Below are 25,029 nucleotides of genomic sequence, written 5' to 3' on the forward strand. Positions count from 1 at the left end.
GTACGTCAAACCGATCCGTCCGGAGTGAAAGTGAAAGTGCAGAACAGCGGTCCGTTCCGTTGTGAAGACGACGATCGGATGGCTCGGGGCTGGCCGCCGTGCTCGCGATCTTCTACCCGAGCGTCTTGAGGTCGACGCGGTGCGTTCCGTCGGCGGTCTCGAGCGCGACCGAATCGACGATCGCCTCGCGGGCGCGCGCTTGCCAGTCCTCGACGGCCTCGGCCTGGCGTTCGCGGATCTGATCGGCCTCAGCTGGGTCGTCATCCGCGTCCGCCAGCGCCGACTCGAGATCCGGGTACTCCGCGACGACGTCGTCTGCGATGACGGCTGCGGGGGAAAGGTGAACCGCACCGGTGAGCTCGGTGTCGTCGACGCGGTAGACGTGGATGCGAGCCCGCATTCGGCCGTGAAACGGCGGCGTCACACGGAGAACGGCGTCGCCTGGGTTCTCCCGACTATAGACGTAGGCGTCGACGGCGTCCTCCGGTGACAGTGCAACCGACCGAATCGCTGAGGGATCGTCGTCTTCGGCAGAGGGATTGTCGTCCTCGACCATCGGCCGATGATTGAACTGGCGACGGGTTAACTGTCGGGTTCAGACCGATCGGTCGCGAGCGTCGGCTGAAAGACATCGGCCTGACCGTCCGTCGAAACACCGTCGGTCGCATCGTCGACTGATGCCGGCAGGTCCGCGTCGGCGGTTGCGTAGTGGGCACGGAGCGACGCCCGAACGGCATCTCGGACGCAGGCACGCGTCGCCGCGCCGACTTCGGTGCCGCTGCCCGAGAACGCCGCCGGGGAACCCGACGGATCGTGGCCGACGATGACCGCGTCCGTCGTCGTCCCCGGAAAGCCGGTCTCGGCGAGCAGCGTCGCTGCCTTCGCCTCCGCCGCGACCGCGATCAGGTTCTCGAGCGCGCCCGGCTCGAGCGCCTGCGTTGTTCCGACGATGACGTTGACGGTCCCCCGTCCCTGATCGAGTCCCGAGTCGTCGGACTCGACCCCAGCCGAATCGGATTCGTCGGTGGGGGTCGGCTCCATCGGCAGCGCAGCGGGGTTCGAAATCCCGGCGGTCGCGTAGGCCGTCACGGATCCGCGGCGAGCGCCGCGAGCGTCCGCGATATCGACGCCGGTCAGTAGCGCCGGTCCGGCCGCGGTCTCGGCGGCCGTCTTGAACCCTGCCCGCTCGAGGCGGTCGTCGATGTAGACACCGAGATCCGTCCGATCCCAGCCCTCGGGAACCGAAATGTTGTACGCAGCGTCCGCCATCCGGCGGCCGCCGTTCCAGCCGGTCGAGAGCCACTCGGTGTCCGGTCGGCGAACTCGAAGCGCGCCGTCCCGTCGAATCGCCTCGTAGTTCGGGTCTGGTTCGGTCATTCCTCGGTTTCTGGGCCCGCATCCTCGAGATTGCGAACGCCAAGCGCAGCGAGCAATCGGTCGTTGGCCGTCCGATCCTTGACTGCGACGCGGACGTGGGAATCGAGCGCGCGGAAGGTCGTCGCGTCGCGGACGGCGACGCCGGCCGCTCGCGCGTTGTCGATCATCGTCGACACGTCTCGGTCGCCGATGTCACAGAGGAGGAAGGGTGCGTCCGACTCGTGAACGTCGAACCTCCCATCGAGCGTCTCTCGCATCCGCTCGCGCTCGCTGGCGACGCGGGCGCGCGTCTCGCGAACGAACTCGTCCCGTCGCAAGCAGTGCGCGCCGACCCGAGCGGCCGGCGTTCCGAGCGACCACGCGCGGCGAGCCGTCTCGAGCGTGTCCCGGCGTTCGCCGGTCGCGACGGCGAACCCGGCCCGGAGCCCCGGTAGCCCGAACAGTTTGGTCAGCGAGCGCGCGACGACGACGTTCTCGCGGTCCAGTCCGGTCATCGACGAGAGATCGGTAAAGCCCAGAAACGCCTCGTCGACGAGCAGCGTCGTGTCGGCGTCCGCACAGCGGGCCGCGAACGCCTCGAGTGCGTCCGGATCGATCGCGTCACCGGTCGGGTTGTTCGGCGTACAACACACGGCGAGCGCACACGGCTCAAGCACGGTGGGGCCGAGTTCGAGCAGGTCGTCATAGCGAACGAACCGCGTCGTTGCCCCCTGTAGCTCGACTTCGCGGGCGTACTCCCCGAAGCTAGGGTACGGAACGAGCGCTTCGTCGCCCGGCTCGAGGGCGGTTTCCATCGCGAGTCGGATCGCGGCGAGTCCGCCCGGCGTCGGAATCACTCGCTCGGGATCGCAGCCGACGAAGTCGGCGGCAGCGGCGCGAAACTCCGGATAGTCGTCGTCCGGGTAGCGCCGGGACTCCTCGAGTGCGGCCGCGTACGCGTCGCCGACGCCCTCGGGGGTTCTAGGGTTGGTGTTGGCCGAGAAGTCCAGCAGGTCGCGGTCGGTCTCGCCGCCATGGGGAACCCGCTCGCCACCTCGGATCGCGTCAGGATCCACGGCCATCCTCCGTTCGATCGTCAGTGTCCTCACCGCCCTCGGCGCTCGGTTCACCGTCGGCGTCGCCCTCGGTCTCGATTCCGAGCCGGCGACAGACCGTCTCGAGTCGATCCCTGACCACGCTCATCTCGCCGTCGGGGACGAGCGAGAGCGCGCCGCCCATCCCGACGCCCTCCTTGGCTTCACCAGCGCAGTAGCGTTCCATCGCGACGTGATCGCGCCCGTCGAAGCCGGGGTCGGTGACGGTCAGTTCGCAGTCGAACCGCTCGCAGGCCGCGGTGAGTCGGTCGCCCTGCTCGTCGGCGACGAACGAGGTCGTCGCGATCGATAACGGCGCATCGATCCCCGAGTGGCGCAACGCAGCGGCGACGGCGACCATCTGGGTCCCGCCGGCGAGCGTCACCGCGGTGCCGGACTCGAGCGCGCCGGCCGCGATCCCGGCCACCGTCGGCTGGACGGGATCGCCGACTGCCTCGATCGCCTCGAGCGGCTCGCCTTCGCAGTCGCCCGGCTCGAGGTCGCTCGCGGCCAGTGCCTTGTCGACGACCCGCCGTTTGCGCTCGATCGGGTTCTTCGGCAGTGACGAGGAGACGCCCGTCGGCTCGCCGAGCGCGGTGAGGACGCCCAGTGCGGTTGTCGTCCCACCGGGGACCGTCTCGCCGACCATGAGCCGTTCGTCCGGCAGGCTCGCGCCGTAATCGTAGGCGCGATCGAAGGCCGCGTTCGCGTCCGGAACGGCCGACTCCTCGCGAACGTCGTTGCCGGGTTCGCCGCCGAGGTCGACCGTCGGCGCGGCCGTCGCTTGGGTGAGCCCTGCGTCGATCACCGACACGTCGAAGCCGACGACCTCTCTGACCGCTCGGGTCACGGCCGCGGGCGTCGGACAGCCGTTCGGGCTCACCGGCGTCACCGGCGACATGATCGGCTCCCCGTGCTCGAGGATCTCGACGTCCGCCGAGGGCGTGTGTTCCATCAGCTCCGGGGCGGCCCCGGCGGCGCTGATGCCGTCGATGAGAGCCGTTTCCGTCGTTCCGGCGGGAAGGAGAACGCGCATCTCAGCGACCCTCCGCGGAACGGCGCTGCAGCAAGCCGGCTGCGATACGGGCGTCTTCGCGTCGGTTCACGTTCACCGCCAGTCGTGGATCGTAGTGTATGTCGGTCATCGTCGTGGATTCGTCGGTTGTGCCGACCACGTTGACCCCGGTCGGCGCGAGGTGGTCGTCGGGCTCGAGTCGCGTCTCGATGCTGACGCCGAGTCGCCGTTTGAGTGCCGCGGGAACGCAGACGGTCCGCGAGGCATCGCCGTCGCCGTGAACCGCGAGTATTCGGTCGACGACCGGTCCCTCAAGCAGCGGTAGATCCGCGGCGACGGTCAGGAGCGGGGGAGAGAGATCGGGCCGCTCGAGGACGGCCATCAAATCGGCCACGTAGCCGTCGCCGGCCGTCTCGATCGTCGTGACGCCGTCGCGCTCCTTGAGGTGGGCTCGCGTCTCCGGTGCGTTCGGCGAGACGGCGGCGGAGATCGTCTCGATCCGGCTCATCTCGAGTGCCGCGAGGACGCGGTCGACCATTGCGGTCCCGTCGATCAGGTGCAGGGGCTTCTCGTGGGGGCTCTCGAGGCGAGTGCCCTTCCCGCCGCACATCACGAGAGTGTCCACGCGATCACCCCCAAGTGAACGCCGGCGATACGGCCGATCTCGTTGGCCGCGCCGAAGATGTCGCCGTTGATCCCGCCGAGAGAGCGATTCGCCCAGTACCAGGGGAGGCCGATTCCGGCGACTGCACCGGGGAGGGCGACCGCACCCGGGTTGGGCCAGACGAACGCGGCTGCCAAGAGGGGGATCGCTACGGGGACGAGAAACGAGGCGGCGGTGCTCGCGTCGGTGAACTGTTTTCCCATTCCCTCGGAGGCAGCGTGCCCGAAGCAGACCATCGCGGCCATCCCCAGTTTCGTCCCGACTTCGGCACCTACCGCGACACCGACCGCCGCGAGGACGGGGAGGTCCGCCAGTCCGAGCCCGCCGAGCGCTAGCGCGGTGACGGTGATCGCCACCGCGAGCAGCGCGCCGACGCCGGTTGTCGTGTCCTTTAGCACCTCGCGGCGGCGTTCGACATCGCCGTGAACGACCAACGCGTCGCCCAGATCCGCGATGCCGTCGAGGTGGTGAATCCCCATCACGGCGTAGACCGAAAGCAGGTAGCCCAGCGCGACGGTCGACGCTGCAAGCGTCTCGGTGGTGAGCAACGGGGTCGCCGCCAGCGCACCCGCAATGAGACCGACGACGGGGAACGCGGCCGGCGTCGCTCGAAACGCGTCCCAATCGCCGTCGCGGTGTCCGACCGGGAGACGCGTCAGAAAGCCGAGCGCGCCGCGAACGGCACCGATCCAGCGGCCGATTACGGCCATCGCGGTCTCACCCCCGTTATCGAACCCGCACTCGTGGCCGTCATCGACTGCCAGTTCGTCTCGAGGCCCCCTGCCAACTCCGGGATGATAATCGCGAGTACGATGGCGACGACGATCGAGACGACGGCCGCTCGGCCGACGATGGTGACGGCCCGTTCGCCCTCGGTCAGCGTCGGGAGCGCGGCGTTGGGGTTGAGGACGTAGACGTCCACCTTCTCGAGACGAACGCCGAGCGCGCAGGCGAGCGTCGCCATCGGCCAGCCGGAGTTGGGCGACGGCGGCGCGCGCGCCCACTGCCGAGCGCGCACGATCGCGAACGGATCGATCGCGGCGACGGCAATCGACGCGGCCGCGAGTCGGGCTGGCAGATACATGACGAGGTCGTCGAGTCGCGCACTCGCGGTGCCGATCGGTTTCGAGTGGTAGCCCAGCATCGAGTCCAGCGTGTTGACGCCCTTGACCCACGCAGCGGCGGCCGCCGCGGCCGGGAGCGAGATCGGTGCGAGCACCGCGAACGGCACCAGGGTCGCGACCAGCCCGTCCGCGAGGTTCTCGGCCGCGCTCTCGACGGCCGCGCTGCGAAGTTCGCCGGACGAGAGCGTCGACGTGTCCCGGCCGACCAGTCCACGGACCTGCTCGCGGGCCCGCTCGAGATTTCCGGCTGTCGTCGCGATCACGTCTCCGGTAAGCTCGAGCAGCGAGCGCAAACTGGTCGTCAGAAAGAGAGCGAGCGCGGCGGCGATACCGCCGGACAGCGGCCCGAGAGCGGTCGCCGCGAGGACGATCCCGCCGACGACCACGGCGGGGACGAGCGGGGCGAGCATGGCAATCGCGACCCCGGCGAGACGCTGGCGGCGATCGCTGTCGCTCCACGGCCGATCGGCCGCGTCGACGAGTCGGCCGAACCACGCGACCGGGTGGACCGCAGTCGGCGGTTCGCCGATCAGCAGATCGAGGCTGAACGCCAGCCCGATGACCGCGAGCGTCGTCAACACGCCGCTTTCGCCTCCATACTGTCGTCCGAATAGGGACGCTCAGTCATTACTGCTGTGTTCGTCGGCAGTCAGCGACGCCAGTCGAGACGGCACGTCCGCGAGCGACAGGTTCTCGAGTAGCAGTCCCGTGCCGCCGACGGCCTCGATCCCGCCGTCGGTTCGCGGATCGTCGCCAACGTGGACGAGGTCGTCGGTGGCGACGCCGAGTTCGTCGGCAGTCTGGTCGAAGATTTCGGGGGCGGGTTTGCGCCAGCCACAGCCGACGCTCGTGACGATTGCGTCGAAATCATCGCGCTCGAAGTCCGATCTGACGAGCGTGCGGCCGACTAACTCCGGGACGCTGCAGTTCGAACAGATCGCAATTGAGCCTCGCTCTCGAGCGGCATCGACCGCCTCGAGCGCACCCGGTCTGGTCTCGACGGTCGGATCGAACGCCGCGACGACGGCCCGCCTGGCGGCGTTGTGCTCGTAGTCCACGCCGCGACTCGCGAGCGCGCGCGAAACGTGGGCCGGAAGCGGTACCTCCGCACCCTCGGGCGCGTCAACGTGTGGCTCCGCGTAGGCCACGGCCCAGTCGTCGGGAACCGTGACGTCTCGCTTCGCGAGTTCCGTCGCGACGGCGTCGGCCGGGTCGTCCGGACGGTCGGCGGTCACCAGCGTCCCGAAGAGGTCGAACGATACTCCCATACCAGTGTGACTAGCACAACCTAACTTTAATTTCGCGGTATCCCAGCGGGGGTTGTTTGGACGGGTTTGTGCATACCCCTTTGATTCCGTGGTCGCCAGCGGGAAATACGATGCACGGACAACGGAATCCGGTCGGCTCTCGGCTCGTAACTGCTGTCAGAGGAACGGTTCGGGCCTGTACCGACGCGGTTGATTCGACAGGAGCGAAATCCTCGAGTGCGGCGTCACACCCGAGGCGTACGTTCACGCCGATCTCGTCGAACACGGCGGCTGGATCAGACAACGGCGGGTCGCCGACCGCTACGGCTGGGCACACGCCACGCTCAGTCGCTTCCTCTCGGCCCTCGAGATCGCAACGTCATCGACCGCTACCGGCTCGGTCGCGAAAAGGTCGTCTGTCTCCCGGATACGGTTCCCGAATCGGTGCGGTGACGGTCGCTGCGCTATTGTCCTGTCGCCGGCTATCGAGAAAACCGAACGAATCGAATCGCGGCGTCAGTCGAGTCGGGCGAACGCTAGGTTGCCCGAAATATTCTTGATGTAGATGTCCACGACGTCGCCCTCCTCGGCACCGGGGACGAAGATCGTGTAGCTGCCCTTCTCGGCGACGCCGTCGCCCTTGCGGCCGGTACCGGTGATCTCGACCGTGTAGGTGTTGCCCTCTTCGACGGCATCCTGCTGTTGTTGCTGGCTGCTGCTGGTCGAGCGCTTGGTGACGGGGCGGAACGCACCGCAGGCGTCACAGCGCAGCATCGGCGTTCGATCCTCGCGGGCGAGGCGGGTGTCCGGCAGGCCACACTCCGAACAGAGCACGTACTCGTCGACGTAGGCGTCGATCGCCGCGTCGAGGTCCGTCTGGGAGAAGGTCCCGTTGTACCGGCCGCGGCCCTTCTCGAATTTGCCGCTAGTCCCCAGTTCGCGCTGGATGAACCGGTGGAGATGTTCGGTGTCTCGCGAGAGGACGTCAGCGATCTCGTCGAGGTTCGTCACTCGCGTGAACGCACCGTCTTTCTGTGGCTGTGGATCGGGGATCTGCAGTCGCTGTTCGTCGCCCCCGATATCGGGGACGTCCTCCATCGCTCGGTCGAGACTCGATTCGTAATCCATACGCGAAAACAGGTGACGCGAACGTAAATCCGTTCTGCTATCACAATCTGCCCGACAGCATGGCAGGCGGGCGGGAAGCGGCGATCGATGAACTGCCGACCTGGCGGTCAGTACGTGCCGCCGCCGCTCTCACCGAGCGATCCCTGTTTCTCGTCGTCCAGTTCGTCGAGATCGCGTTCAGCGTTGGCCTCGTTGGGGCTCCCGGCCTCGCCGGTGATCTCGCCGTAGACAGCCTCGCGGACCTCCTCGGGCGAGTCGTACTGCTCACCCGCCAGCCGGTCGAAGACGCTCCCCAGCGACTCCGTCTCGTTGGGCATGTCGATCGGCTCGTTGCCGTACTCCGAGGCGATCTCCTCGCTCGTGATCGGATACTCCATCTCGCCGAGATGGCGTTCGACGTCGTCGAGGATCGATTCGGTGTGGGCGGCCCGCTCGGACTTGCGCTGTTCGGAACGATCCTGTACTCGGTCGCGGCTCGGTCCGTCGTCGCTCATGGCCGGAACTATCACCAGCCGTCAGAAAAGCGACCGGCCGGCGTTCGCGTGGCTGGTTCGTGCGGAAACGCGTTCCGCATATCGCGGCACTCTCGCTCTCTTCTCATCGATTGCCCCGTGGGATTCGTCTCAACCTCAACGATTCGTCTCGACCTCGACGCCACCGTCCACGGGCGCGCCCGGTCATCACTCGCTTCTGCCGGCCACTCTCGGATCGACTATCGGTGTTGTTTCGCTCGTAGTAACGACCGCGGTGTTACTCACATCCTCACAGCAGATATTTGTAACATCTTTGCCGATGTGAGACCGCGACGATGGATGAACGCGACGATAATCGACGGACAATCGCTGTATGCGAGCAGTGTGGGGCGCTCTATGCAGCACTCGAGTTAGCAGAAGACAAACTTCGCCCGATCGGTCGCCGGGATGGGTGTCAGTGTGGAAGTACGGATTTCTCGCCCGTGGATGGATCGCTCTCGGCGGCCTCATTCGAGGACGACACCGACGAGTGATCCGCTCTCTGGGGCCACGGACAGTCTATAGTAGCCACTGAAAGTCATTGCACATCTGATCGCAGACTGCTTGCGATCAGTATGTAAATCGCTTCAGTGGCTACTATAGCCGAACCGCGGTGTGTGTCCCCTCAGATATCGAACCGTCCGCTGTTGCTACCGTCGATCATCAATTGTACCCAGAGACGTTCCTCGACGACGTCCGAAGGGGCGGTCACTCGCGCCCGTCCGTCGCAGGCCGTCGTAGTCGATTTCTCAGGCAACCGTTTCGAGGGCCGCTCGGAGTTCGTCGACGGCGTACTGGAGTTGATCGCGCGAGATGGTCAGCGGCGGCTGGAAGCGCATGACGTTCTTGTAGTAGCCGCCGACACCCATCACGACGTTCGATTCCTCGCGGAGATAGTCGCTGACGGCCGATGCCAGCTTGTCGTCCGGCCGCGGTGAGACGTTCTGTGGCCCCGTCGTCCCCGGTTCCACGAGTTCGACGCCCCACATCAGTCCGAGTCCGCGCGTCTGCCCGACGACGTCGTACTCGTCCTCGAGCGCCGCGAGTTCGGATTCGAGCCACTGGCCCTGCTCGCGGGCGTCGTCGACGACTCCGTCCTGGAGTTCGTCGATGGTCGCCAGCGCAGCGGCGCAGGCGACGGGGTTGCCGCCGAACGTCGAGAGGTGGTCGCCGGACTCGAAGGCGTCCGCGATTTCTTCGGAGGCAGTGAATGCACCGAGGGGAAGCCCGTTCGCGATCCCCTTCGCCTGCGTCAGGATATCGGGCTCGACCCCGAAGTGGCTGCTCGCGAACAGCTCCCCGGTTCGACCGTAGCCGGTCTGGACCTCGTCAGCGATGAGCAGTGCGCCGTGGTCGTGGGAGATCTCCTGAATTCGCTCGAGCCATCCCTCGGGCGGGACGATGATCCCGGCTTCACCCATGACCGGTTCGACGACGACCGCCGCGAGGTCCCCGCTGGTGTGCGAGCCGATGATTCGCTCGAGTTCCTCGGCACAGCTCGAATCACACTGTTTGCCGTCACAGCGTGGACAGCGGTAGCCGTACGGCGGTGCGGTGTGGGCGACGTCGTTGAGCGTCGGGGCCATTCCCTGCTTGTAGGCCTTGTTCCCCGTCAGCGCCAGACTGCCGAGGGTGCGGCCGTGAAAGCCCATCTCGAGGGCGATCACTTCTTTCGAGCCGGTGTACTTCCGCGCCAGTTTGACGGCTCCCTCGACGGCTTCTGTCCCGGAGTTACAGAAGAAGCTCTTTTGGAGGTCACCCGGCGTCACCTCAGCGATCCGTTCGGCGAGGTCCGCGACCGGCTCGTTGGGATGGACGTACGAACAGCCATGAACGAACTCCTCGAGTTGCTCCGTCGCGGCGTCGACGACGGCGTCGTTTCCGTGCCCGACATTCGTCACCGAGATCCCCGAGAAAACGTCGAGGTACTCATTGCCCTCGAAGTCCTCGAGCGTACAGCCCGAGGCCCGCTTGACGGGGATATCGAGCGACTTCCAGATCGGCATCACGTGGTCGTCGTACGTCGATACGATAGTCGAATTCGATTGCTGTCCGACGGACGAATCAGGTTTCTGTCCGGACATAGTAGCAATATCTGGACCACATCCTAATAAACTATATCATGTGATATACTGTCCAATATATTGCACCGTCCGACGGCGTTCGCTGTTCGGCCGGCCGACACCGGTCGGCGAGCCGATCGAATCGTCGAACTGAATCCGACCTTCGTCCGCTGTCACGACTCACGTTCGAATGTTGTTTATTGCCGCATTCCCTTGCGCGAGATATGGACGAGCGAAACATTCGCATTCTCCAAGCTATCGCAGAACTGGGAACGGGTAGTCCGGACGAGATTTCGAACCACACTGACATTCCGAAATCGACCGTCCACTATCGACTCACGAAACTCAAAGAGGACGATATCGTGGCCAACGACCTGTTCGACGTCGACCTCGAGAAACTCGGACTCGAGATGACCGTAATCTCGGAGGTCATTGCGGAGTACGACGAGCAGTACCACGAAGAAGTCGGGGAGCAACTCGCTGCAATCGAAGGCGTCAATCAGGTGTACTTCACGATGGGCGACACCGATTTTGTCGTCATTGCCCACCTATCGGATCGCGAGATGGTCCACCGCCTCATCAGCGATTATGAGCGGATCGACGAAGTCGTTCGGACGAGTTCGCAATTCGTCGTCGAAACCGTCAAAAACGAACCGCATCCGCTGAACGACTTCGAACTGGACACGGTAGTGGAGTCGACGGTCGACGAGGACTGATCGCTCGAATCGCGGTCTTCGCATTGCGGAACCGTCCGAGTCGACGAGTCGATCCCCGTTCGAGCGGTTACTCGAGTTCTTCCGTCTCCAGATCCGCCAGTTCGAGTTCCGAATCCGTCGACGAACTGCCGTACAGGACCGCGCCGAGCAGCGCCCAGAAGAGGACGATTCCCCACTCGTAGGGCCAGACGAGCGCCGATGGGCCGCCCGGCAGGTAGAGCCCGATGAATCCGAGCGTCAGGACGAGTCCGACGGCTCCGAACGCGTATCCGAACGGGAGCTTGAGCGGTCGATTCAGTTCGGGCTCGCGATGGCGGAGCACGAAGAAGGAAATAACTACGAGGAACCACGCGACGACGAGGCCGAGTCCGCTCGCGTTGACGATCCAGACCAGCATCTGTTCGCCGAACAGCGGTGCGAAGATCGAGAGGCCACCGATGAGGAGGACGGCGGTCGAGGGCGTGTTGTACTCAGGGTGAAGCGTGTTGATCCGCTTCGGGATCATGCCGGAATCGGCGAGTGCGAAGACGGCGCGACTGGCACCGAGCAGGAAGGAGTTCCAGCTCGTGAGGATCCCTGCGATACCGGCCAGCGCCATGATACGGCCGATAAACTGGCTGTCGAAGATCGCTTCCATGGCCGCGGCGGCCGGCAGCGGGCTCTCGACGAGTTCGGCACCGGGCATCGCCTGTCCGGAGGCCCAGATGACGCCGATGTAGAACAGCGCGGCCAACGTGACCGACGCCGGAATGAGAAGCCCGATGAGACGGGGCGGGACGTCCGCTTCTTCGGCCGACTGCGGGATCACGTCGAATCCGACGAACATGAACGGCGTCATGATCGCGACCGTGGCGACGCCGGCCGTCCCGACGTCCGACAGCGGTGGGTTCGCCTGTGTCTGTCCGTTGAACAGTGCCCCAATGACGAGCATGATCCCGGCGAGGGCGATGACGAGCGTCAGAAGCGTCTGGAACTGCGCCGCGGGTTTCACGCCGCGATAGTTGAGCGCCGTCATCACGACCGCGCCGATCCCGCCGACGAGAATCCAGGACGCGTACACCGGCTCACCGGCGACCGTCCAGAGCTCGAGGACGTTGAATCCGGGGACGATGTACGCCATCGCGGACGGCAGTGCGACGACTTCGAATACGACGACACCGACGTAGCCGAGGACGAGCGACCATGTACAGATGAACGACCAGAGCGGTCCGAGTGCCCGGAAACTGTACACGTGTTCGCCGCCGACGAACGGTAGCGCAGAGGCGAGTTCGCCGTAAATTAGACCGACGATACTGACCATAATCGCGCCCACGACGAAGCCGAGAACGGAGCCGGTCACGCCGGCTTCATCGATCCAGAACCCCGTCTGGATAATCCAGCCCCAGCCGATCATGGCCCCGAATGCGAGCACAAAGAGGTCCTTCTTCGTTAGGATACGCTCGAAATCACTGTTGGTCTCTGCCATACCACTCACTGCCAAATAGTGGGTGTTAAGTTTAACTAATCTCGAATCTTCAGGACTCTGTATCAGTTATTTGTTTGGGCTGAACTATATCCGATTTATTACTGGCGACGACGAGCCGAAACGGTAGAGAAAGCTATCGTGTCGCCAGTCAGGCCGGAGGCCGCATCGAACGTAAGCGATTCATACGGTGAGTTCAGAGAGCGGTTTCGACTGCGAGCAACCGTTCAAACAACTGTCTACTCTGCGTAGTAATCAGCTACTCTCGGAGTACGCTGCTCATATATAGGATGGTGAATCCGGTACCTCAGTCCGATGATTAGTACTGTCACACGACAGTCGTCGTTACAGAACAGTCGTTCGATCGATTCACTCGGAGGGAGGAAGTAACCATGTTCGGGTCACGAGGACCGCGTAGCCCGTTCCCGAATCAGTGGCGAAAGCTCCTCGCGCTCGGGCTCGGCCTGGCCGTGATCGGGAGTCTCGTCGCGATGGGTGCTGGGGCGTCCGCAGGCGTCGTCGATCCGGACTCGAACAGCTCCGTCTCCGAGGAGGAGTACGTCGAGCCCGCGCCGGAGCCGGGCGATCCGTACTTCGAGGCGGCGGCCAACGACGGCAGCTGGATCAGCTACGAGAACCCGCGTGACGAGTACCGGAATCCGTACCTCGGAGACGGCTCCGGGAAGGTCTGTGTCACACTGGTCAACGAAAACGGCAATATCGTTGCCGGCGAATCGGTGCCGAACACGTCCGTCACGATCCCAACGAACAACGTCACAAGCTGGCACTCGCACGCGGATCCGATGACCGTTCAGTTCCCACTGACTGACCACTACGACCGTCCGCTCGACGGCGACCAGTTCGGAACGAGCCCGGACATCTCTCAGGGTGACGGGTACCTGGATGCACACTGTATCGAACTGCATGGGAATCCCGAAGACGCCACCATCGAGTACGGTGAGGCGGAGATCAGCGGCGAGCACGCTGACAAGATCAATGTCGCCGGGTACATTCAGCAAATCCCCGAGGGCGACGGCTGGGATACGGATATCGATCCGGTCACCGCCGCGGAACCCTACGCGGAAGCCGGTGGCGGCTGGACCTACCAGACCGATGCCTCTCACGGACAGGTCGTCGCCGTCCTGCAACTCGATGCAGCGGACGGCGAGCCGTCCGACTCCGATAGCTCGAATTCGTCAGCTTCGGGCGCGAACGAACCGAACAACGCTACGAACGCGACCGACGAAAACGAGCCTGATGACGACAGCCCGATGCCCGGATTCGGCGCGCTTGCAGCCCTCATCGCGCTGTCAGTCGCCGTCCTCGCTCGCCACCGCAACCGCGGATAAGTCCGGACTCGAGGCGGAACTGGTTCGGGTCGTGGCCCAGTCTGGCCATGGAGCCCAGTACGGCGTCGTGACTCGGCAATACTCGAGTCGGTTCGAAAGACAGGGAACGGCTACAGATGTAGCCGGGAACCATGGAGCTCCTCGCACGTCATGACGGGGGCGGACGGATCGGATGGGGTATCCCACCGACAGACTGTCGTACCCCCCGTCTACCTGACTGTTCGCTCGGACCACAATAATACTGCTGGCCAATTCACGGGGAAAGCGGCGAAAACGGACGGAAGCATTCCGTAAACAGCCGCATATGTATTGGTATAGCACACCAATAACAACTCCCTCAAACGGATACCCGATTCAGCCTGCCGCCCGAACCAATTAGGTTTTATCGGTCGGCGCGAGATACTCGACAAATGACGAACACAAGCGAGTCGGACGGGGACGCGCCGCGTGTCCCAGTCGTCTGTCCTGACTGTGAAACGACTTCCCGCGTTCCGCTTTCGGATGTCGCCGAGGCCATCGAACGACACAACGACCAGCTCCACGACGGCGACGACATCGCCGAAGTCGATCCTGACATTGCCGACCGCATCGCGGATCTCGCCGCCACCGAACTCGGACTCCTCGAGGACGACGGCTGACCGACTGGGGTCTCTTGATACGGATTACTGTAACGATTTACCGGCGCAACCCGTCCGCTCTGGGGTTGCGCCGGCAATGACTTACAGTAGACCGTATGAGTCAGCGATTGAAGTACTTGCGGAGCCTGTCGATGACCGAGCGGACAGACCTCGTCCCTCGGCCCTGTTTGGTGACGAGACCGTCCTCGTCGGGCGCGTCGTCGAGTCGGACATCGGGTCGTTTTGAATCCATACCAGCCAACTACGGCGATCGCTGATACAAGTATTGACCCTGCAATCGTAACCCGCCGGCGAGTCACCGATGCCGGTCAACGGATTGTCTCGAGGCAGGCAACAGGCTGTCGTCTGACCTGATTTGTCCGTCAGTTCTGCGGACGATTATCGCTGCAATTGCCGGCTCTCGATCCGCCACTGCGCAGTCGATGCCCTCGTTTTGACGGTATAGAAATCCTGTAGGTTGGTTCAAAATTTCGCCGTTATTCCGCTCGAGAGGTTATATTTCGTCGGATTCGACCGTTAGTTCAGTGAGAAGGCTTATACTGTCATACCCGACTGTACCCACCATATGGCACGCGAGAAAGCGACAGTCGATTCCGATACTAGGATCGTTGCAGCCGAGAGCGAGACCGAGGACGCATCACCGCTTCGCACCGATACGCCCGCGACGGCGACCGTCGCAGCGACGAGGACGGGAGCGGGCACTGCCGCTGTAAACGGGGCCCTCCCGAACACGCTGACGATCATCGGACAGGGGACGCCCTCGAGTTTCGAACTCACCGTTGACGGCGAAATTAAACTGGCCGACGAGGACAAGACGGCAGACGTGACCGTCCTCTCGGGGACGACGGTCGAAGGAACGGTCAAGAACGGAACAGTGACGTTCAGATTCAGCGGCGAGCTGACTGACGTGACGTTCGTCGACCGTGGAATCACGGGCCAGTCTCCGGCGACCACCCCGAACGTCCACGTCGATTACGCCGCACCGGAACGGTCGCAGTCGTAACCCGACGCGTTCTATCCTATCACACGCGGCTCGTCGTCCGAAACCGGTAGCCGTCTCGATCGAGATGATTGCTGGCACTTCCTCCGCGATCCGAGACGTAAACATACTCCTTGGAGGGGGCCCAACGTCCCCACATGAATGACCACACTCCCGACGCCGACACGGAGAGCGACGCCGGTGTCGAGGTTGACACCGATATCACGGTCGAAACGGAGGCTCACAGCCACGCGGAGGGTGGACACGTTGTCGAAACGAAGGCCGGAGCCCCGATCTATTCCGACGCCGGATCGGAGATCGACGCCAAGTGGATGGACGCCGCCGACGGGCGCATCCTCGAGTTCATGCAGTCGGAGGACGTCTTCGAGCCGAGCCAGTTTGAAGAGGAGGGGATCTGTCCGGGGAAGTTCGCGGCCTACCGGTGTCGAGAACTGACCAAGTACGGCCTCCTGAAGCGTCACATGCCCGGCCTATACGAGATTACTGACGCGGGCGAGCAGTACCTTGCGGGCGACCTCGATCCGAGCGAACTCGAGCCCGACGAGTAGCCTTACGAAATCGACGCGGGCGGTCGGCGCTCGTCCCCCGGTTCGCCGTCCGCATCGGAGACCCGTGTCTGCGCGGCGACGCTGTCATCGCCGAGCAGTGCGTCGATCACGTCTGTTGCCGCGGGCGCGTACAGCGGTCGGTTGTCGTTCCCACAGCGATCGCTCATGAGACAGGCCGGACAGCCCTCGTCGCGCCCGCACGCACAGTCGGTCATGAGCTCTCGAGCCCGGCGGGCGACCGCCTCGTACTCCTCGTAGATGCGCCGAGAAAAGCCCAGTCCGCCCTCAACGCCGTCGTAGATGAACCAGCCGCTCCGCTCGGGCATGTCTGGCAGCCGGTTGGTCGCGAGCCCGCCGAGGTCGGTCGCGTCGACGGTCAACTCGAGGGGTGCGACAGCGATCATCGCGTGCTCGATGGCGTGGATCCCGCCGAGATAGCCGTGGAGCCGCGGCGGCAGGTCCTCGCACTCGTCGTTGTGATAGTCGCTGTGTGCGGTCGTCACCGCGCGTTCCACGTCGTTGGGCACTTCCGCCCAACACAGTTGGGTGCGCATCTCGAGCGGCGGGACGCCGGTCTCGAGGCCGACCGCGCGAACGTCGCCCGAGCCGATCTCCCGTTTCATGAACGTGTTGTGATGGACCGTTACGGTGCCGTATCCCCAGTTGAGCCGGAACGGTCCGACGTCGCGGGACTCGCGGACCTCAGTATCGTAGATCGTCGTCCGGCGCTGGGATTGGGTGTAGTAGTCGACGTCGACCGGCTCGAGTGTGACGTAGGGTTGTGGTCGGTCCTCCCGCAGTTCGACGACCTCGTACTGATCGCCCCGGTACAGCACCGTTGCGCCCTCATGGTAGTCCCGATATGCGCGTGCGCGGCCGATCGGCTGATGATCGAACGAGTCCTCGCCGGCCAGCCGAACCTCGACGGAGTTTCCGCCCGAGGCGTAGAGATTGATCTCGTTTTGTGGCCGGTCGCGATGGGCGTAGGTGACGCCGCCGTCGATCGAGCCCTCGAAATCGCCTGTTCGTTTCCCGTACTCGACGGCGCGCTCGAGGCGATCGATCCCGCCGAACCGGGCCGCGTCTTCTCGACGTAACGGCAGTTCCTGGGTAGCACAGCGCAGGTGCTGTAGATAGACCGGGTTGTTCTCCAGGTCGACGACCGCGCTCTCGGCGTCCTCCTCGAGGATGTACTCCGGATGGCGGCAGATGTACTGATCGAGCGTCGAGTGGCTCGGAACGAACACCGAGAGCGCATCGCGCTCATCGCGCCCCGAACGGCCGATTCGCTGCCAGAACGACTGTCTCGAGCCCGGATACCCCAGCAGGATGGTGCCGTCGATCCCGCCGACATCGATCCCGACCTCGAGCGCGCTGGTGGTCGCGACGCCGTCGAGTGCGCCGCTCTTGAGCCGATTCTCGGTTCCGCGCCGGGATTGCTTCCCGTGGCCCGCGTTGTACGCGGCGAGTTCGGCGGTGCCTCGGTAGGGCACGGTGGGGTTCTTGAGATACTTCCGTGCGCGCCCGACGGCTAGTTCGGTTTGCTTCCGCGAGTCACAGAACAGGAGCGACGGGACGCCGTGATAGCAGCAGTGGGCCCAGACCTCGGGCGCTTCGACGGTCGCGGGGCGTTTGCTCGGCGACCATCCGGTGTCGGTCTCGTCTGCTCCGTCGCCGTATCCGCCATTGCCGTCGGCCGGCGGATCCCAGAAAACGAGGTGGCGGCGACCGCTGGGCGAGCCGTCCTCGTCGATCACCGTCGCCGGCTCGCCGGTCAGCGCCTGCGCGTGTTCGGCCGGATTACCGATTGTCGCGGTCGTCAGCACGTACTGGGGATCGCCACCGTACCAGTCGATCACGCGCTGGGCTCGCCGGAGGATCCAGGCCGCGTGCATCCCGCTGAGTCCCGTCCACGCGTGAGCCTCGTCGACCACGATTAGGTCGCAGTTCGCGTGGAACGCGGCCCAACGGTGGTGGCCCTCGAGGTACTGATTGAGCCCCGCGAAGTTCGTGATGACGACGTTCGCCTCCTCGCGGATGCGGGACTTTTCCTGTCGTTTCGTATCGCCGTCGTAGACGCCGACCGTAACGTCCAGCCCAAGGTCGTCGAAGAGGTCGTTGAGTTCCCGCTCCTGGTCACGGCTGAGCGCCTTCGTCGGATAGACGAGCAACGCGCGCACGTCCGAGTTCTCCCGAAATCGCCGCGCGATATGGAGGCCGTAGACGTACGTCTTCCCGGAGGAGGTCGATGTCGCGACGCAGACGTTCTCGCCCTCAGCCAGGACCTCGAGCGCCGCGGCTTGGTGGCTCCACGGGTCGACGTCGAACTTCGCTGCGAGGTCTGGGGGGAGTACCTCGCGGGCCGGCACGTGGCTGGCTGGCTCAGCCGGCAGCGTGAACTGTTCGTGAAGCTGTCCATTGTACCGGGCCGAGGGATACGTCTCGCGCAGTTCGTCGCCGGTCAGCGCGAGGCCGTCCGCTCCGGTGTCATCCCCGTCCCCTCCATCGATCAGGTTCTCGGTGTCGTCAGTTGGCATAGTTAAAAGTCGGCGAGGCCGGTCTGTGTCGTCGAATCGTTCGTCGTTCGGTCGCGTTCGCCAGCATCTTCCGCCGTCTCGATCGGGGCCGCTGAGATTGCGTCATAGACTGCAGCCAGTTCCCGGACGTCCGCCTCGCAGTACCGCCGGACGACGTCCCAATCGATCGCCGCGGCGGCCACAGCGTTGGCGTCCCCGCCCGCCTCCAAACGGGAGTCGCGCGAGTCCTCGAGCGTCCGCCGAATCCGCTCCGCGAGGGTCTTCCCGTCGAGAGCCGCCGTGGCACCCGACCGGTCACAGCCCAGCGCGTCGGCCACATCCTCGAGCCGGTTCGTTCGACCCGGGAGGACGGCGTTATCCCGTCGCACGGCCCAGTCGTAGGGATCGTACGTTGAGACGTTTTCACGCCAGAAGTCGTGGTACTCGGGCGCGTATCGGGCGACGAACCGCGCGATGTGTTCATAGTCGAACGAGTGGCCGTTCCATGCAACCAGCGACGGGCTATCGTACTCGGCGGCTAGCCATGAGACGAACTCGCGAATCACAGTGCCTGGCTCCTCGCGAGACGGGTCGGTGTCGACGAAGTCGACGTACTCGTCGCGATCCGGATCGTAGACGCCGATCAGCGGAATGACCGTCGGCTGTAGCCCGTCGGTTTCGATGTCCACGAACAGCGGCGTTGCCGCGTCAGGTGACGGTGGGACCGGCTCCACTGTCCGTCGAATCACGCGGGACTCAGCGAGCGCCCGTGCGCTGTGAACGATCTCTTGGGCTGTGGACGCACCGATCCCCGTAATCGAGCACAGGTCCGTCTCGGACGCCTCGGCGACGGCCGCACGCGTGTCGTATCCGTTGCTCCGAAGCCGCTCCGCCGTCGTCGGCCCGACGCCGGCCACCGCCTGCAGCCCGAACCGGTCGGCCGGGACCGACGAGACCGCGACCGAGCCCTGCGGGTCACAGGTGAGACAGGCCAGTTCGGCCGCTCCGGACCGCCGGAGCGGGGCGACACCGCGAACCGACAGCCCAACCGGGTCGTCGTCGACGGTCGCCTCCCAAACGTGATCGTAACTCGCCTCGAGCGCGCCGGTCAAAACGGTCGGCGATCCCCCTGCTTGAGCGGAGTATCGGATCAGGGGCTCGCGGCCGGCGAGGCTCGCCTCCAGCGTGACGGCGTCGGTTGTCGGTTCGATATCGTCACAGACGACGTACTCAGCGGACAGCGCGTCGTTGGGAGCGTTCTCGAGCAGTGCCGCCGAACTTGCGAAGGCAAACGAGACGTCCGCGGCGGTCTCCGTTCGGACATCGGCAGGTCCGGCGGCGGAAACCACTGGTCCGTCGAACGCGCGACGGAGGCGACTCACGACGCGGACGTCCGACGACTCGCGAACGATGTAGACGAGGTCGGGCTTGAAGTAATCGCAGACGTCACGCAGCGCCGCGTCGCCACGGTTGGCGACGGCGTCACAGCGGAGCGCCAACAGTTCGGCACCGGCCTCCTCGGACATAGCAGAGGAATACGAGTGGGCGGCAATAAGGGTGTGGACGCTCGAGCGACGGCCACATCGATCGGCCGTCAGTCGGCGTCGACGGCGTTCGGAACGTGTGCTTCGAGGAAGTCAGTCACCGCGTCACCGCCTTGGAATCCCTCCGCCAGCCGCGCGGTCTCCGCTCCGTCCTCGAACAGGATCAGCGTCGGTACCGACCGAATGTCGAACCGGTCGACGAGTTCGATGTCGTCGCCGGGATTGACCATTCCGATTGCAACGTCCGTCGCGCGTGCGACGTTACCAAGTACCGGTTCCATCGCCTGACACAGCGCACAGCCGCTGGTGTAAAACTCCACGAGCGCGACGTCGTGGCTCGCCACGAACTCGTCGAGTTCGTCGCCGGTCTCAAATCGGCTCGGTTTACTGGTTGCGGCCATAGTCGTAGATACGTGTCCTCGGCGGAAACCACTGACGGACGTCGAGGAACTCGTGAGCGACGGTCTCGTCGGCGACTCGAGGGGCGGTGTCTCGTGAACATCCCGCATTTCCCGGTTCGGTTGACGTTGTCGCGTCGAAGATTCACCGGGCGTCTGTATTGTGTGAACTGATTACGGAGTGTGACTTTATAGTTGGACCCTGTACCCACGCTCGATGACTCGGCCCGCAACTGACCACGACGACGGTGCGCCGATCCGGCGGAAAGCGACGCTGTTCTGCTGGGAGTGCGACCACTCGAGCCCGGTTGACGGCGACTGGTTGGTGGAGTCTCGAGACCGGTACGTTGCGTACGTCTGCCCCTGTTGTGAAACCACGCTCACGAAGCGGCCGCGGTCGACCGAGCCGTCTTGCGAGCAAGCGACGGCCGGGCCGTTGGCGGCGTGGCAGCGAGCGATCGGTGCGTCGGCGACGGTCTGGCGGGCGAGCGTCGACGTCGGTCTCTCGAGTCTGGTCGCATTCGTCGGTGTCGGAGCGACCGCTGGTATTCGGAGGCGCTACGAAACGGGCTAACCAATTCCTCGAGCAGCAGCTACAACGGTCCGCAATCGACAATCACCGACGGTAGTACGATAGCACATACACGACTATTCAATTTCTCCGTCAGTTTTTCATCTGATGTCAGCCATGCTCCGAATATATCATATTATAGCTTACGATTGGGCACTTTTTAGACTATTTGCGGATATTCGCCAACAACAGTAGAGTTTTAATAGTAGAATCCGTTGGATTACTCGAGCAGAAGATGACGAACGGGAACCTAACCGCAGCGGAAGAGGAGGTACTGGACGAAATAGCGGAGGAAGACATCGACTTCCTTCGGCTGCAGTTTACCGACATTCTGGGGACGGTCAAGAACGTCTCCGTCCCGGCCCGGCAGGCCGAGAAGGCCTTCACCGAGGGGATCTACTTTGACGGTTCCTCGATCGAAGGCTTCGTGCGCATTCAGGAATCGGATATGCGGCTCAAACCCGATCCCGACACGTTCGCGGTCCTCCCGTGGCAAAACCGTGAGGACGGCGCATCGGCCCGCATGATCTGTGACGTCATCAACACCTCGACCGGTGAGCCCTTCGAGGGCGACCCGCGCCGCGTCCTCAAGGACGCCCTCGAGCGCGCCGACGATCTCGGATATATGGTCAACGCTGCGCCCGAACCGGAGTTCTTCCTCTTCGAAGAGGACGAGGACGGCCGTGCGACGACGGAGACGGGGGATCACGGCGGCTACTTCGACCTCGCACCGAAAGATCTCGCGAGCGACGTCCGCCGGGACATCATCTACGGCCTCGAGGACATGGGCTTCGAGATCGAGGCGAGCCACCACGAGGTCGCCAAGGGCCAACACGAGATCAACTTCGAGTACGACGATGCCCTGACGACGGCTGACAACGTCGCGACCTTCCGCACCGTCGTCCGCGCGATCGCTGCCAAGCACGACCAGCATGCGACGTTCATGCCCAAACCGATCCCGCGCATCAACGGCTCCGGGATGCACACGCACCTCTCGCTATTCGAGGACGGCGAGAACGCCTTCCACGACGAGGACGATGAGTTCGACCTCTCCGAGACGGCTCACTCCTTCATCGCTGGGATCCTCAAGCACGCGCCGGCAATTACGGCGATCGCAAACCCGACGGTCAACAGCTACAAGCGGCTGGTGCCAGGCTACGAGGCACCGGTCTACGTCGCCTGGTCTGACCGCAACCGCTCGGCACTGATCCGCAAACCGGCTGCTCGCGTCTCTGCGGCGTCGCGAGTCGAGTTGCGTTCGCCGGACCCGTCCTGTAACCCCTACCTCGCGCTTGCCGTCATGATCCACGCTGGGCTCGACGGCATCGAACGGGACCTCGAGTGTCCCGACCCGGTCCGGGAGAATATCTACGAGTTCGACGAGCAGAAACGCGACGAGTACGGTATCGACACGCTCCCGTCGAACCTTGGCGAGGCTGTCGAGGCCTTAGAGGACGACGAAGTCATCTACAACGCGCTCGGCGAACACGTCGCACCGAAATTCGTTGAGGCCAAGAGCCAGGAGTTCGAGGACTACCTCGTCGATGTCTCCCAGTGGGAGCTCGATCGCTACCTCGAGACGTTCTAACCGGTTGACTGCGACGACCGTTAGCCCGTCGGCGTTTTCTCCCGACGCCCGCAACGAAGTGACTCACTGCGAATCGATTCCATTTTCGACGACACGGCGAGAACAACGACTCGGCTCTCGTCGACGGCACCGTCTCGATCAGTTCGCGACGTACCCCGACCCCGTCCGTTCGACGTAGCCAGCACTTGAAAGCGAATTCAACACGCTCAGAATGTTGATCTTCTTCATCGCCAGTATCTCCCCCAGTTCGTCGACTGTTGCACCCTCAGCCACGTCGAGATAGATGTAGACGAGTTTCGCCTGAGCTGACTCGAGGCCATCGGGAACCGGGTCGATCTGCATCGCGGGACGGTGCTGTTGTGAACCCATTGTCGGCTATAGCCACCTCGCTCGTGTATATAAATCCACACGTAATTGGAATACCAACAGATATTAGGACTCAATATGGAGCAAGCCAACAAACCACAAGGCCTCGAGCGAGGCACGTTCGAATGCCCGCTGTCGGTTCGGTACTGTGTGAAGCCAGTATCGGAAATGAGGTGTGTTGTCCTCAATCGGCAGTTTTCGTGTGCCGTTCGCTGCTGCTGTGTGCACGAGCGTCGCCCGCGAAGAGGGAGAGATCGACTGCCTCCGCCATCCGTCGGTAGCCTGCGTCGTTCGGGTGGAGGTTGTCACCGCTGTCGTACTTCGGACACAACCGCCCGGGATCGTCCGGGTCACGGAGCGCCGTATCGAAGTCGATAACACCGTCGAACGCACCGCTGTTGCGGATATACTCGTTTACCCGCTGACGCTTCGCTTCGCCCTCGTCGTAGTAGTAAGCTGCGCCCTTAAACGGAGTAAGCGTCCCACCGATGAGACGGACGCCGTGACTGTGAGCACGTTCGATGAGCTGCTGGTACCCGTTGATGATCTCTTCGGCCGATACGCTCCGATACTCACCGTTCTTCTCAAACCCGATGTCGTTGATTCCCTCAAGTACGATGACATCCGTCACGTCCGGTTGGGTGAGGACGTCCCGGTCGAAGCGGGAGAGCGCATTCACGCCGCAACACGCGGAGTCGTTGAGGACCCGATTGCCGGAGATACCCGCATTGAGAACGGACTTCCGGATATCCGTCCGGTCGTTGACGCGCTCGGCCAGGACGTCCGGGTATGTGGCGTTCGCGTCGACCGTCGAGTTGTGGCCGTCCGTGATGGAGTTTCCGAGACAGACGATGCTTCCCGTCGATCGGGGGGAAACGACCTCGACTCCTTCCAGGAAGAACCACTGGGCGTGTTCGGTGGTGAACGAATCGCCACTGGTTGCGTCCGTGCCGTCCCCGTCCGCCACGTAGGAGGTCTTGGTCGGGAGGGCGTGCCAAGTCGTCGGTCCGGTCGGTTCCGCCGCGTAGAGGCTGACGACCAGATCGCATCCCGGTTCGACAGTGAGATCGACCGAATCGCTCAGCACACGAGCACCGGCGGGAATCGTGACACCGGTGTCGCCACCGAACGCGAGCCGCCGGAGCGTTCCGGACTCCACGGCAGCGCTCCCGGTCGCTGCCCGGACACCGATGGTCGCCCGGTCGAACGTCACCGGGTCGTCACCGAAGGTGTTCGCGAGGCGGATACGCACACCGTCTCCGCCGACACTGGTGTGGGTCATCATCCGGATCGTTTGATCAGCGAACCCGTCCCGCGAGATTCCCTCCTCGACGGGTGCCTGTGGGCTCGCCGTCCACGTTCCGATGAACCTCGAGTCAGTCCGCTTCGATGATTTCGGACCATCGCGTCCCCCGTTGTTGAGCAATGCTACGCCGGAACCGCCGAGAGCTCCCGTTGACAGTACACCAACCGACTTCAGGACAGTGCGACGTGTTGACTTCATTGGCTGCAACCGCCGTTTTCCTTCTTTGTCCATTGTTAACAGGAAAATATCATTGAGATTCGTTCGTCTCCAATCGAGAAACTGATATCGCAGAGAGCTGGGCTCCTATCCTTCGAATAGCGGTATTCACACCGAAGCGGGTCATGTAGCCTCTTGATACACGGTGTCCGTGCTATTTTAGGCGATGATAGTAACTGTACTCTGTCCTCGGGCAAATTTCAAACTCGCTGACGGGCTATCGAGCGGAAAGACGATGTTTTACGGCCACTACACGACCACTGGAATACATGACCGCGGACGAGCAACCGACCGTGCCGACGGAACTGGACCGTGCAGGTCGCGAGGCAGTACGGGAGCTCGCGGAGCGAGAGCCGGCGACGCTCCGTGCGGTGAGTTCCTATCTCGAGGACCTGGCGGGGTGGAAAACACAGCACGACGACGAGACGGACGTCGAAGCGGACGACGGTGATCCGGACGCGTATCCCGACGGGGTCCCGGAGCGTGCGACGGTCTCGGTGACGGAAATCGGCGACACCGAATACACCTACTATCAGTGGCGCGAGGGCGACGAGATCAGATCGAGGACCGACCAGCGGTAACCGAACGCGGGGAATCACATGTCCCGT

27 protein-coding genes are annotated in these 25,029 nt (G+C 63.9%); 9 read left to right on the top strand and 18 right to left on the bottom strand.

The genetic code is table 11. The features are described from left to right. Positions 1-112: 112 nt before the first annotated feature. From K6I40_RS25395 to K6I40_RS25440, 10 genes are all read right to left on the bottom strand, one after another. Positions 113-556: a hypothetical protein gene (locus K6I40_RS25395; protein WP_222918114.1), complete on the bottom strand. Its 444-nt coding sequence runs from the start codon at positions 554-556 to the stop codon at positions 113-115. 26 nt (positions 557-582) lie between these two features. Next, positions 583-1,377: an adenosylcobinamide amidohydrolase gene (locus tag K6I40_RS25400; protein ID WP_222918115.1), complete on the bottom strand. Its 795-nt coding sequence runs from the start codon at positions 1,375-1,377 to the stop codon at positions 583-585. Next, complete coding sequence (locus K6I40_RS25405) at positions 1,374-2,432, bottom strand: threonine-phosphate decarboxylase (RefSeq protein WP_222920459.1); 1,059 nt, start codon at positions 2,430-2,432, stop codon at positions 1,374-1,376. Before K6I40_RS25405 ends, K6I40_RS25400 begins: the two co-directional genes overlap by 4 nt. After that, the gene (gene cobT / locus K6I40_RS25410; protein WP_222918116.1) at positions 2,422-3,486 is read right to left on the bottom strand and encodes a nicotinate mononucleotide-dependent phosphoribosyltransferase CobT; all 1,065 of its coding nucleotides are present in this window, start codon (positions 3,484-3,486) and stop codon (positions 2,422-2,424) included. Before cobT ends, K6I40_RS25405 begins: the two co-directional genes overlap by 11 nt. 1 nt (position 3,487) lies before the next feature. Next, positions 3,488-4,075 (bottom strand): NTP transferase domain-containing protein, encoded by a 588-nt coding sequence (locus K6I40_RS25415; RefSeq protein WP_222920460.1) that lies wholly within the window; start codon positions 4,073-4,075, stop codon positions 3,488-3,490. Continuing rightward, positions 4,075-4,839, bottom strand: a complete 765-nt coding sequence (gene cobS / locus K6I40_RS25420; RefSeq protein WP_222918117.1) for an adenosylcobinamide-GDP ribazoletransferase — start codon at positions 4,837-4,839, stop codon at positions 4,075-4,077. The genes K6I40_RS25415 and cobS overlap by 1 nt, the downstream gene beginning before the upstream one ends. After that, positions 4,830-5,834 (bottom strand): adenosylcobinamide-phosphate synthase CbiB, encoded by a 1,005-nt coding sequence (gene cbiB, locus K6I40_RS25425; RefSeq protein WP_222918118.1) that lies wholly within the window; start codon positions 5,832-5,834, stop codon positions 4,830-4,832. The genes cobS and cbiB overlap by 10 nt, the downstream gene beginning before the upstream one ends. Before the next feature lie 39 nt (positions 5,835-5,873). Further along, positions 5,874-6,521 carry an HAD family hydrolase gene (locus K6I40_RS25430; RefSeq protein WP_222918119.1) on the bottom strand — a complete coding sequence of 216 codons (648 nt, stop codon included), beginning with the start codon at positions 6,519-6,521 and terminating at the stop codon, positions 5,874-5,876. Between the two features lie 495 nt (positions 6,522-7,016). Then, positions 7,017-7,628: a translation initiation factor IF-2 subunit beta gene (locus tag K6I40_RS25435; RefSeq protein WP_222918120.1), complete on the bottom strand. Its 612-nt coding sequence runs from the start codon at positions 7,626-7,628 to the stop codon at positions 7,017-7,019. A gap of 107 nt (positions 7,629-7,735) precedes the next feature. Further along, on the bottom strand, positions 7,736-8,122 hold the full coding sequence (locus K6I40_RS25440; RefSeq protein WP_222918123.1) for a hypothetical protein: 387 nt from the start codon (positions 8,120-8,122) through the stop codon (positions 7,736-7,738). Positions 8,123-8,436: 314 nt separating this feature from the next. Between K6I40_RS25440 and K6I40_RS25445 the strand changes: the two genes are divergently transcribed. Then, positions 8,437-8,634, top strand: a complete 198-nt coding sequence (locus K6I40_RS25445) for a hypothetical protein (protein ID WP_222918125.1) — start codon at positions 8,437-8,439, stop codon at positions 8,632-8,634. Between the two features lie 255 nt (positions 8,635-8,889). Here K6I40_RS25445 and K6I40_RS25450 read toward each other — a convergent pair whose 3' ends face one another. After that, positions 8,890-10,224 carry an aspartate aminotransferase family protein gene (locus K6I40_RS25450; RefSeq protein ID WP_222918128.1) on the bottom strand — a complete coding sequence of 445 codons (1,335 nt, stop codon included), beginning with the start codon at positions 10,222-10,224 and terminating at the stop codon, positions 8,890-8,892. A 203-nt stretch (positions 10,225-10,427) separates the two neighbouring features. Here K6I40_RS25450 and K6I40_RS25455 point away from each other — a divergent pair, with 203 nt between their 5' ends. Continuing rightward, positions 10,428-10,919: an Lrp/AsnC family transcriptional regulator gene (locus K6I40_RS25455; protein ID WP_222918130.1), complete on the top strand. Its 492-nt coding sequence runs from the start codon at positions 10,428-10,430 to the stop codon at positions 10,917-10,919. A gap of 67 nt (positions 10,920-10,986) precedes the next feature. Here K6I40_RS25455 and K6I40_RS25460 read toward each other — a convergent pair whose 3' ends face one another. Further along, positions 10,987-12,384 carry an APC family permease gene (locus K6I40_RS25460; RefSeq protein WP_222918132.1) on the bottom strand — a complete coding sequence of 466 codons (1,398 nt, stop codon included), beginning with the start codon at positions 12,382-12,384 and terminating at the stop codon, positions 10,987-10,989. A gap of 389 nt (positions 12,385-12,773) precedes the next feature. Here K6I40_RS25460 and K6I40_RS25465 point away from each other — a divergent pair, with 389 nt between their 5' ends. Next, positions 12,774-13,730, top strand: coding sequence for a PGF-CTERM sorting domain-containing protein (locus tag K6I40_RS25465; RefSeq protein WP_222918134.1), 957 nt, complete (start codon positions 12,774-12,776; stop codon positions 13,728-13,730). Positions 13,731-14,140: 410 nt separating this feature from the next. Next, positions 14,141-14,368, top strand: a complete 228-nt coding sequence (locus K6I40_RS25470) for a hypothetical protein (RefSeq protein WP_222918136.1) — start codon at positions 14,141-14,143, stop codon at positions 14,366-14,368. Positions 14,369-14,468: 100 nt separating this feature from the next. Here K6I40_RS25470 and K6I40_RS28770 read toward each other — a convergent pair whose 3' ends face one another. Then, positions 14,469-14,600, bottom strand: coding sequence for a hypothetical protein (locus tag K6I40_RS28770; protein WP_255681864.1), 132 nt, complete (start codon positions 14,598-14,600; stop codon positions 14,469-14,471). Between the two features lie 333 nt (positions 14,601-14,933). On the opposite strand from K6I40_RS28770, the gene K6I40_RS25475 reads away from it, so the two are divergent. Together K6I40_RS25475 and K6I40_RS25480 are read left to right on the top strand one after the other, a co-directional pair. Beyond that, positions 14,934-15,371, top strand: a complete 438-nt coding sequence (locus K6I40_RS25475; protein ID WP_222918138.1) for a hypothetical protein — start codon at positions 14,934-14,936, stop codon at positions 15,369-15,371. 134 nt (positions 15,372-15,505) lie between these two features. Beyond that, positions 15,506-15,916 carry a hypothetical protein gene (locus K6I40_RS25480; protein WP_222918142.1) on the top strand — a complete coding sequence of 137 codons (411 nt, stop codon included), beginning with the start codon at positions 15,506-15,508 and terminating at the stop codon, positions 15,914-15,916. 2 nt (positions 15,917-15,918) lie between these two features. On the opposite strand, the gene K6I40_RS25485 is transcribed toward K6I40_RS25480, so the two are convergent. From K6I40_RS25485 to K6I40_RS25495, 3 genes are all read right to left on the bottom strand, one after another. Then, positions 15,919-18,453 (bottom strand): DEAD/DEAH box helicase, encoded by a 2,535-nt coding sequence (locus tag K6I40_RS25485; RefSeq protein WP_222918143.1) that lies wholly within the window; start codon positions 18,451-18,453, stop codon positions 15,919-15,921. Positions 18,454-18,455: 2 nt separating this feature from the next. Continuing rightward, positions 18,456-19,958: a ribonuclease H-like domain-containing protein gene (locus tag K6I40_RS25490; RefSeq protein ID WP_222918146.1), complete on the bottom strand. Its 1,503-nt coding sequence runs from the start codon at positions 19,956-19,958 to the stop codon at positions 18,456-18,458. Between the two features lie 68 nt (positions 19,959-20,026). Next, positions 20,027-20,377: a thioredoxin family protein gene (locus K6I40_RS25495; protein ID WP_222918148.1), complete on the bottom strand. Its 351-nt coding sequence runs from the start codon at positions 20,375-20,377 to the stop codon at positions 20,027-20,029. A 214-nt stretch (positions 20,378-20,591) separates the two neighbouring features. Between K6I40_RS25495 and K6I40_RS25500 the strand changes: the two genes are divergently transcribed. Continuing rightward, positions 20,592-20,948, top strand: a complete 357-nt coding sequence (locus tag K6I40_RS25500) for a hypothetical protein (protein WP_222918150.1) — start codon at positions 20,592-20,594, stop codon at positions 20,946-20,948. 232 nt (positions 20,949-21,180) lie between these two features. Continuing rightward, a complete protein-coding gene (glnA, locus tag K6I40_RS25505; protein WP_222918152.1) occupies positions 21,181-22,533 on the top strand; it encodes a type I glutamate--ammonia ligase in 1,353 nt (450 codons plus the stop codon). A gap of 138 nt (positions 22,534-22,671) precedes the next feature. Here the strand turns inward: glnA and K6I40_RS25510 are convergent, their stop codons facing one another. Both K6I40_RS25510 and K6I40_RS25515 read right to left on the bottom strand, forming a co-directional pair. After that, positions 22,672-22,902, bottom strand: a complete 231-nt coding sequence (locus K6I40_RS25510) for a MarR family winged helix-turn-helix transcriptional regulator (protein WP_222918154.1) — start codon at positions 22,900-22,902, stop codon at positions 22,672-22,674. Positions 22,903-23,083: 181 nt separating this feature from the next. Further along, on the bottom strand, positions 23,084-24,403 hold the full coding sequence (locus tag K6I40_RS25515) for an SGNH/GDSL hydrolase family protein (RefSeq protein ID WP_222918156.1): 1,320 nt from the start codon (positions 24,401-24,403) through the stop codon (positions 23,084-23,086). Positions 24,404-24,690: 287 nt separating this feature from the next. Here K6I40_RS25515 and K6I40_RS25520 point away from each other — a divergent pair, with 287 nt between their 5' ends. Beyond that, entirely contained in the window at positions 24,691-25,002 is a 312-nt protein-coding gene (locus K6I40_RS25520; protein ID WP_222918158.1) for a hypothetical protein, read from the top strand. Positions 25,003-25,029 lie beyond the last annotated feature (27 nt).

Source organism: Natrinema sp. SYSU A 869 (assembly GCF_019879105.1).
Classification (GTDB): Archaea; Halobacteriota; Halobacteria; order Halobacteriales; family Natrialbaceae; genus Natrinema.

What these genes read in the sequence shown, in the direction of transcription:
- K6I40_RS25395 (WP_222918114.1), bottom strand. Translation starts at nt 556, where the DNA reads ATGGTCGAGGACGACAATCCCTCTGCCGAAGACGACGATCCCTCAGCG.
- K6I40_RS25400 (WP_222918115.1), bottom strand. Translation starts at nt 1,377, where the DNA reads ATGACCGAACCAGACCCGAACTACGAGGCGATTCGACGGGACGGCGCG.
- cobT (WP_222918116.1), bottom strand. Translation starts at nt 3,486, where the DNA reads ATGCGCGTTCTCCTTCCCGCCGGAACGACGGAAACGGCTCTCATCGAC.
- K6I40_RS25415 (WP_222920460.1), bottom strand. Translation starts at nt 4,075, where the DNA reads ATGTGCGGCGGGAAGGGCACTCGCCTCGAGAGCCCCCACGAGAAGCCC.
- cobS (WP_222918117.1), bottom strand. Translation starts at nt 4,839, where the DNA reads ATGGCCGTAATCGGCCGCTGGATCGGTGCCGTTCGCGGCGCGCTCGGC.
- K6I40_RS25430 (WP_222918119.1), bottom strand. Translation starts at nt 6,521, where the DNA reads ATGGGAGTATCGTTCGACCTCTTCGGGACGCTGGTGACCGCCGACCGT.
- K6I40_RS25435 (WP_222918120.1), bottom strand. Translation starts at nt 7,628, where the DNA reads ATGGATTACGAATCGAGTCTCGACCGAGCGATGGAGGACGTCCCCGAT.
- K6I40_RS25440 (WP_222918123.1), bottom strand. Translation starts at nt 8,122, where the DNA reads ATGAGCGACGACGGACCGAGCCGCGACCGAGTACAGGATCGTTCCGAA.
- K6I40_RS25445 (WP_222918125.1), top strand. Translation starts at nt 8,437, where the DNA reads ATGGATGAACGCGACGATAATCGACGGACAATCGCTGTATGCGAGCAG.
- K6I40_RS25450 (WP_222918128.1), bottom strand. Translation starts at nt 10,224, where the DNA reads ATGTCCGGACAGAAACCTGATTCGTCCGTCGGACAGCAATCGAATTCG.
- K6I40_RS25455 (WP_222918130.1), top strand. Translation starts at nt 10,428, where the DNA reads ATGGACGAGCGAAACATTCGCATTCTCCAAGCTATCGCAGAACTGGGA.
- K6I40_RS25460 (WP_222918132.1), bottom strand. Translation starts at nt 12,384, where the DNA reads ATGGCAGAGACCAACAGTGATTTCGAGCGTATCCTAACGAAGAAGGAC.
- K6I40_RS25465 (WP_222918134.1), top strand. Translation starts at nt 12,774, where the DNA reads ATGTTCGGGTCACGAGGACCGCGTAGCCCGTTCCCGAATCAGTGGCGA.
- K6I40_RS25470 (WP_222918136.1), top strand. Translation starts at nt 14,141, where the DNA reads ATGACGAACACAAGCGAGTCGGACGGGGACGCGCCGCGTGTCCCAGTC.
- K6I40_RS28770 (WP_255681864.1), bottom strand. Translation starts at nt 14,600, where the DNA reads ATGGATTCAAAACGACCCGATGTCCGACTCGACGACGCGCCCGACGAG.
- K6I40_RS25475 (WP_222918138.1), top strand. Translation starts at nt 14,934, where the DNA reads ATGGCACGCGAGAAAGCGACAGTCGATTCCGATACTAGGATCGTTGCA.
- K6I40_RS25480 (WP_222918142.1), top strand. Translation starts at nt 15,506, where the DNA reads ATGAATGACCACACTCCCGACGCCGACACGGAGAGCGACGCCGGTGTC.
- K6I40_RS25485 (WP_222918143.1), bottom strand. Translation starts at nt 18,453, where the DNA reads ATGCCAACTGACGACACCGAGAACCTGATCGATGGAGGGGACGGGGAT.
- K6I40_RS25490 (WP_222918146.1), bottom strand. Translation starts at nt 19,958, where the DNA reads ATGTCCGAGGAGGCCGGTGCCGAACTGTTGGCGCTCCGCTGTGACGCC.
- K6I40_RS25495 (WP_222918148.1), bottom strand. Translation starts at nt 20,377, where the DNA reads ATGGCCGCAACCAGTAAACCGAGCCGATTTGAGACCGGCGACGAACTC.
- K6I40_RS25500 (WP_222918150.1), top strand. Translation starts at nt 20,592, where the DNA reads ATGACTCGGCCCGCAACTGACCACGACGACGGTGCGCCGATCCGGCGG.
- glnA (WP_222918152.1), top strand. Translation starts at nt 21,181, where the DNA reads ATGACGAACGGGAACCTAACCGCAGCGGAAGAGGAGGTACTGGACGAA.
- K6I40_RS25510 (WP_222918154.1), bottom strand. Translation starts at nt 22,902, where the DNA reads ATGGGTTCACAACAGCACCGTCCCGCGATGCAGATCGACCCGGTTCCC.
- K6I40_RS25515 (WP_222918156.1), bottom strand. Translation starts at nt 24,403, where the DNA reads ATGAAGTCAACACGTCGCACTGTCCTGAAGTCGGTTGGTGTACTGTCA.
- K6I40_RS25520 (WP_222918158.1), top strand. Translation starts at nt 24,691, where the DNA reads ATGACCGCGGACGAGCAACCGACCGTGCCGACGGAACTGGACCGTGCA.